This is a genomic window from Photobacterium sp. SP02 (assembly GCF_038519165.1).
Classification (GTDB): Bacteria; Pseudomonadota; Gammaproteobacteria; order Enterobacterales; family Vibrionaceae; genus Photobacterium; species Photobacterium halotolerans.
In genome coordinates, this window is record NZ_JASJOJ010000004.1 from 165,087 (window position 1) to 171,993 (window position 6,907).

General features: G+C 52.8%; 6 protein-coding genes. 5 read left to right on the top strand and 1 reads right to left on the bottom strand.

From position 1 onward, the window contains the following. The first annotated feature begins 151 nt into the window (after positions 1–151). A complete protein-coding gene (locus P0Y67_RS03395; protein WP_342390744.1) occupies positions 152–1,720 on the top strand; it encodes an acyl CoA:acetate/3-ketoacid CoA transferase in 1,569 nt (522 codons plus the stop codon). 158 nt (positions 1,721–1,878) lie between these two features. Continuing rightward, on the top strand, positions 1,879–2,829 hold the full coding sequence (locus tag P0Y67_RS03400) for a LysR family transcriptional regulator (protein WP_342390745.1): 951 nt from the start codon (positions 1,879–1,881) through the stop codon (positions 2,827–2,829). 13 nt (positions 2,830–2,842) lie between these two features. On the opposite strand, the gene P0Y67_RS03405 is transcribed toward P0Y67_RS03400, so the two are convergent. After that, complete coding sequence (locus P0Y67_RS03405; RefSeq protein ID WP_342390750.1) at positions 2,843–4,882, bottom strand: putative bifunctional diguanylate cyclase/phosphodiesterase; 2,040 nt, start codon at positions 4,880–4,882, stop codon at positions 2,843–2,845. Between the two features lie 543 nt (positions 4,883–5,425). On the opposite strand from P0Y67_RS03405, the gene P0Y67_RS03410 reads away from it, so the two are divergent. Genes P0Y67_RS03410 through rimI form a run of 3 tightly spaced genes read left to right on the top strand, consistent with a single transcriptional unit; the run spans position 5,426 to position 6,812 of the window. Then, complete coding sequence (locus tag P0Y67_RS03410; protein WP_342390746.1) at positions 5,426–5,935, top strand: GNAT family N-acetyltransferase; 510 nt, start codon at positions 5,426–5,428, stop codon at positions 5,933–5,935. 27 nt (positions 5,936–5,962) lie between these two features. Next, positions 5,963–6,364 (top strand): DNA polymerase III subunit psi, encoded by a 402-nt coding sequence (locus P0Y67_RS03415; protein WP_342390747.1) that lies wholly within the window; start codon positions 5,963–5,965, stop codon positions 6,362–6,364. Further along, complete coding sequence (gene rimI, locus P0Y67_RS03420; RefSeq protein WP_342390751.1) at positions 6,357–6,812, top strand: ribosomal protein S18-alanine N-acetyltransferase; 456 nt, start codon at positions 6,357–6,359, stop codon at positions 6,810–6,812. Before P0Y67_RS03415 ends, rimI begins: the two co-directional genes overlap by 8 nt. The last annotated feature ends 95 nt before the right edge of the window (positions 6,813–6,907 follow it).

Here is a 6,907-nt window from a genome sequence, read left to right on the forward strand (position 1 = left end):
TAATGATATTTTTTATTAATTTCAATATGTTATCACGTGTTTGTGGCTGGTTGTGGCCAGTTTCGAAAAACACAATTTCATCTGTAGCTATTAAAGCAAGGGGATGGGATTCATACACTTCAGGCAATTGCACGGTAAAAGGAAGTTGCGCATGGCAGTTACCCAACTTACGGCTGAAGAAGCCGCGGCATGGATCACCGACGGGCAGTCCGTCATGCTGGGGGGATTTATCGGTTCCGTGGTACCAGAGTCGATCATCAGGGCCTTGGGTGAACGCTACGACAGTGAAACCTCACCCCGCGATCTGACATTGATCTTTGCAGCCGGTCAGGGAGACGGACAAGGACGGGCGGCGAATCATCTGGCCAGACCGGGTATGGTTAAGCGGGTGATTGGCGGCCACTGGGGCCTGGTGCCCGACCTGCAAAAGCTGGCCCTGAGCAATGAGATTGAGGCGTACAACCTGCCCCAGGGGGTGATTTCACACCTCTTGCGCGATACGGCAGCCGGAAAGCCCGGGACAGTGACAACAACCGGGCTGGGAACCTTTGTCGATCCCCGGCTTGAAGGCGGCAAGATTAATGCGATAACCCGCGACGATCTGGTGTCTGTGCTGGAGATCAACGGCGAAGAGTACCTGTTTTACCGTCGCCTGCCGGTGGATATGGCTATTTTGCGCGGCACAACGGCAGATGAAAACGGCAATATCACGATGGAAGATGAGTGTCTGGTGGTGGAAAATCTGGCCGCAGCGCAGGCAGCCCGTAATCAGGGCGGCAAAGTGGTCGTGCAGGTCAAACGGCTGGTGCCGGCCGGTACACTCGATCCTCATAGCATCAAAATTCCGGGTATTTTTGTCGACGCTATTGTGCTTTGCCATGATGAAGCGGAACACATGCAGACCTTTGCCACCCGTTTCAATCCCGATTTTGTCGGACGGGCAGGTTCAGGCGAACATCAGGTAGCGCACCGGGATAGTCTGCCGGAACAACTGGATGCCAAAACCCTTATTGCCCGCCGCGCCGTGCAGGAGCTGACGCCCGGCGCTGTACTGAATCTGGGGATTGGCGTGCCGGAGTACATTGCAATTGTTGCCGGCAAGCTGGGCATCCTTGATACCATGACTCTTACCGTCGAGCCCGGCGCTATCGGCGGTCTGCCGGCCAGCGGGCTGGATTTTGGTGCCAGCAGACACCCGCAGGCCATCATTACTCAGGATCAGATGTTCGATTTTTATGATGGCGGCGGGATCGATCAGGCCTTTCTCGGCCTGGCACAGTGTTCTGCCCGCGGCGATATCAATGTGTCCCGCTTTGGGGATAAACTGCCGGGCTGTGGTGGTTTCATCAACATCAGTCAGCATGCTAAATCTTTGTTTTTCTGTGGCACTTTTACAGCTGCTGGGTTAGAGATCGCCGTCAGGAACGGAGCGCTGCATATTCTGCAGGAAGGCCGCCAGAGTAAGTTTGTTGAGACAGCGGAACAAATTACGTTTTCCGCTTCACGGGCCATCCAGACCAGACAACCGGTGCGCTATATTACTGAACGTGCCGTGTTCCGGCTTGAACCGCAAGGTCTGGTGCTGGAAGAAATTGCGCCAGGCGTGGATCTTGAGCGTGATATTCTGGCGCACATGTCATTCACTCCTGTGATTGATCCCGGTCTGACTTTGATGTCAGCAGAGATTTTTTCTCCTCAGTTTGGGCACAAAACCGTTTAAATCGCCGGATGTGGATCATAAGACTGTGAAGCGAGCTGTAAGACGAGGTGCCGGTGTTAGTGCAGCCAGGATTGCGCAGGCATTATTGAAGCTCATTGCTCCCGGCCCATGCCTGAAAAGCATGGTCGGGCGGGCGTTCAAACCATAAGGAATGTGCTATGACCCAGTCACTGGTCGGGATTAATCCTCGCCAGCAACAATTAGATAAAATCGTGTTTTTTTGTTCCGTTATCCAGCATGGCTCGTTTCGCGAGGCTGCGGAGGTGTGGGGCATTTCCGCGGCGGCGGCCAGCCGGTGGGTAAAGGAGCTGGAAGGGCTGATGGCCGTCGAGCTGATCAAACGCAGTACCCGCCAACTCGTACCGACGGATGCCGGAGAAATGCTGTATCGCCGTTTTTCTTCTCTGTTGCCGGAAATTGATACCATCTGCGCTGAAGTGGGCAGTATGGCAGATGAACAGCGGGGCATTATCAGTATCTCATCGACACCGCTGTACGCCAGTTATTATCTGCGTGAAATCATAGCGGAATACATGGAAATGCATCCCCAGGTGAACTTTCGCTTGTTTATTGAAGCAGGGGAGACTGATCCGTTACATGTGGATTTTATTATCCGGGCCAAAGCGACCAACCGGGAAACGGAAGAGAAAGACTCTTTGCTGATCCGCCGGTTGTTGCTCAGTGAGCCGTTATACGCCTGCGCGTCGCCAGGCTATCTGGCACGGTGCGGCAGACCAACGGAACCGGAAGATTTAAGAGATCACCGCTGCCTTTATGCCAGTTCACTGGTTGGAGGTAATCGCTGGTATTTCCGGTTAAATGGCATTAACCGCGCTGTGGCTATCAGCGATGCGCTGGAATGTGATAACAGTGAGATACTGCGCGATATGGCAATCAGAGGCGCCGGTGTGGCCTATTTGCCGCATTCTGTGATTAAGGACGCTCTGGCGTCAGGGGCATTAACTGTGCTACTGACTGATTATGTTGCCAGCCAGTTTGATATCAATCTGTACTTTCGCCCCAGGCATCCAATGCCTGCTCGCTGTCAGGCGTTTAAGGATTACCTGCTGCGCAGGACAGAAGAGATTGTCGCACAGCAGGGGGGATGACTGTGCATCAGGCCTAAAATCTGCCGCGGAAGTTTTTCATCAGTATGGTTTCCAGATCATGCTTCGGCAGCGGGCGGAAAAAGTGAAAGCCCTGTATGAAATCGCAATTGAGATTGGATAGCAGGGCGGCTTGCTGGCGCGTTTCCACACCTTCAGCGACGACACTCATATTCAGCGACTTACCCAGATTGATAATGTTTTCGATCAGGGTCAGCTGCTTAGGCACGGTTTCCAGATCTTTGATAAATGCCCGGTCGATTTTGAGCTCGTCCAGCGGGAATCGGGCCAGGTAAGACAAAGAGGAGTAGCCAGTCCCAAAATCGTCAATCGATAAGGCAAACCCCAGTTTTTTGATGGCGTTCAGCATTTGTATGGTGTGTTCGTTTTCCCCCAGCATGGCACTTTCGGTCAGTTCAAAAGTGATATCATCCGGGTTGACACCTGTGGCTCGCTGCAAGTCTGAGACATACTGAATCAGGTTGGGATTACCAAATTGCTGCGGTGACAGGTTGATCGCCACCCGGCCCTGAAGGAGCCCCTGTTTTTTCCAGTATTTAACCGTGGTGAAGACTTCTTTCATCACCACCTGGCCAAGCTGTTCGATCAGGCCTGAGCGTTCAGCCACCGGGATAAACTGGGCCGGGCTGATGTAACCTTCAATCGGGTGTTTCCAGCGCACCAGAGCTTCGGCACCGTGAATGGAGAAATCCCTCGCACTGACTTTGGGCTGATACCAGACTTCCAGCCCTTTGTTCTGTAAGGCTTTCTGCAGTTCAATTTCCAGCCACAACCGCATTCGTGCTTCTTTGTTCATGGTCTCGTCAAAGGTAACCAGACGGTTACGCCCGCGATTCTTGGCTTCATACATAGCGGTATCGGCATGCTGCAGCAGCAAACGTGCATCACTGCCGTTGCCCGGGTAGTTCACCATCCCGATCGAACAGGCCAGATGCTTGCTGAAGTGCATCAGGTCGAAAGGCTGGTTCACCAGGGCAATAATCTTTTTCGAGACCTGCTCGCCAATTTCAGCATGGATGGGATCGGGCAGCAGAATGCCGAATTCATCCCCTCCCAGGTGACCTATCACAGCGTTCTCCGGCAACAGTTGACGCAGGCGCTGGGAAATTTCCTGCAGCACCCGATCGCCAATGTGATGGCCCAGGGAATCGTTGATGTTTTTGAAATTATCTATGTCCAGATACAGCATGACTAACGGGGTCTGTCGGTTGATCATCTGCTCCAGGCGACGGCTGAATCCGTGGCGGTTATACAAACCTGTCAGCGGGTCGGTATGAATCAGCTGTTCCACCTGCTCGGGCTGGACTTGTTGTGTCTGTGGCTGCCTCAGGACAACCAGACTGGCCGGGGAGCCAACCACCAGGGTGTCTTTCAGGGTCAGTGTCAGTACATTTTCCACCTGACATCGTTGACTGGTCAGGCAATGGTAGGCTTTGCCGTTGCTCAGTCCGGCCAGTTGCTCACCAAAAGGCCGGTTGTTTCTGCTGTCTATTAATAGCTGCCCTAAATCTTCGCCAGTCATGTCATCCGGAGAAGCAAAGCCCAGCAGCTGAGCGGCCATCGGGTTGGCGGACAACACTTGATTTCTTTCGATCAGCAGGCAGCCATCAGACATCAGCTGGCTGAGTTGGTTAAAGTGGTCTTCACGTTCAGCCACGGCATTGGCAAGGTGTAAGCGTTCAGAAGTATCCATCGCATGCAGAGCCAGGCCGGTCACTTCGCCGCTCTCATCGCGCAGTGGCGACACACTGAAATACAGGCAGGTGTGATGCCTGTGTTCATTGAGAATCACATCACCTTCCACGTATTCGCCGTTCAGGGCGCGTTCGTAGTATGGCTGCAGGGTGTGGTAAAAGGTTTCACCGAGTATTTCGCTATCACGGCGCCCCACCAGTTCTTCCCGGCTGAGGCCGCTGAGCTGGCAGTAGTGTTGATTGACTGCGACATAGTGGTGTTGCTTGTCCAGAATGGCGAACAGGAATGGGCTATTGCCTGTCAGTTGAAAAAACCAATTGTTGATGAATTCAGTCGGCATGGCGAAATTGTCTGTTACTGCTGACATCGCTCGGATGTCCCTTTCTGGCTAAGTCGTACCCGTAATATAACGTCAGAAAATGTCTGATTGTCAAAAAATCCTATTTTCATGAGAAAATTTTGATTTGAAATGTAAAAAAATGGATTTATTGACACCGGTTACAAAAAACTAGCCGGAGTAAACGAGATGTATGAATCTAAAATAATGTTTTAAAAGCAGATTATTTCAGCGGTTAATATTTGCAATTGTATTGGCGAGAAGAAGAAAAGCCCGGTTGGCTCGGTATGACATTGATTTTTCATCTGCATGTCTGCAACACAAATACGAATCAGCAAAATATTGACTGGCCTGATTCCAGGCGGACGGCCCTAGTGTCGGCAGGGAAGGTATCATTACTATGAATCTGTGCTGATATCCTTTTTTGTGTCTGGCGAGAAAGAGGTTGTTATCACACTGGCCTGGCCGCAAAATAGGGCCGGCTAAATGTGGCGGATACCCGCCACATTCAATGACGGTCTGACGACTGTCTCTTCGAGGATAACTATGCTGATTCGAACTGAAGTGCCGGCGGACATTCTGACTATCGATGCCTTGCTGCGACACACATTTGATACCGAAGCGGAAGCGGATTTGGTCATGACCCTGCGTGAAAATGGCCATATGACGTTATCGCTGGTGGCATGCAATGATGAAGGTGAAGTGGTTGGTCATATCTTTTTCAGTCCGGTCACTGTCAGCGGGCAGGACTTAGGCTGGCAAGGGCTGGCACCCTTAGTGGTGAAAGCCGAATACCGCGGGCAGGGGATCGGCCAGACACTGATGCGCGAAAGTGCAGAAATACTGGCAGAGCTGGGTTACCCTGTGGTGGTGGTGCTGGGGGATCACAGCTATTACCGTAAAGGCGGTTATGTCACGGCGGCGGAGCACGGCTTGCGCTGCACCTGGCCGGTGCCGGAAGAGGCTTTCATGGTTCAGGAACTGCTGCCATCCACCCTGAGCGGTCATCATGGCCTGGTTGAATACAGCGCCCCATTTTCCGCGCTCCCGGCCTAACAGAACATCAAAAGCGGTAAACACATCATGCAACAAAGAGACATGCAGCTATTGCAGGAAATGGGACTGACCAACTGGCAAATCAGAAAGCCTGAGTGTTTTCCTGACTGGGTTCAGTCTGTGATTGATTTACCTGAATCCTGTCAATTGCTGTTTGTGACCGCGGATGAGATGGATGAACACGATGCCTGGTTGTTCGGCAATATTCTGCGCAGCATGAAGCTGACCCCGGAGCAGGCATTGACTCTGCCGCCACACGCCTTGTCTGAGCTGGGTGAGCATCATCTGACCTGGTGCTGGTTCGCCGGTTGTCAGGGCGTTGAGCCGTCCGATTGCCAGGTACTGCACTCAGCGTCACTGCGTCAGATGCATGATAACCCCGCCAGCAAGAAAGCATTGTGGCAGCAGATCTGTGCCTTCAATGATTGAATTCCTGCCTATGACAGCAGCGCACCTTGATGAGGTGTGGGCGATCGAGCAACGTGCGCACCCGTTTCCCTGGACAGAAAGCCAGATCAGAGAAACGCCGTCCCGTATCGCCCTGAATCTGGTGATGCGGGTTGACGGCAAAGTGGCGGGCTACTGTTTTGGCCAGTCCGTGGCCGGTGAAGTGAGCCTGTTTAATATTGCGGTTGATCCTGAGTGGCAGGGACAAGGGCTGGGCCGTCAGTTGCTGGCGGCGTTTGTGACTGCCGCCCAAGCAGATGGCGGGCAGGACATCTGGCTCGAAGTGCGGGCCGGCAATACCAGGGCCAGTCAGTTATACCTGGCCAGTGGTTTCGAGCTGGTCAGTCGCCGGCAAGACTATTACCGGGCCGACAGCAGTGTCAGTGCTAACGGCCGCGAAGACGCGCTGATCATGAAAGCTAAGATCTGATGTTACAGAGCAGCTGGCTCCTTGTGCTCAGACAGGGAGTCTGCCAGGGCAATAAAAGCACTCAGATAATCAATGTCCAAATCTGTTTCCCTGAG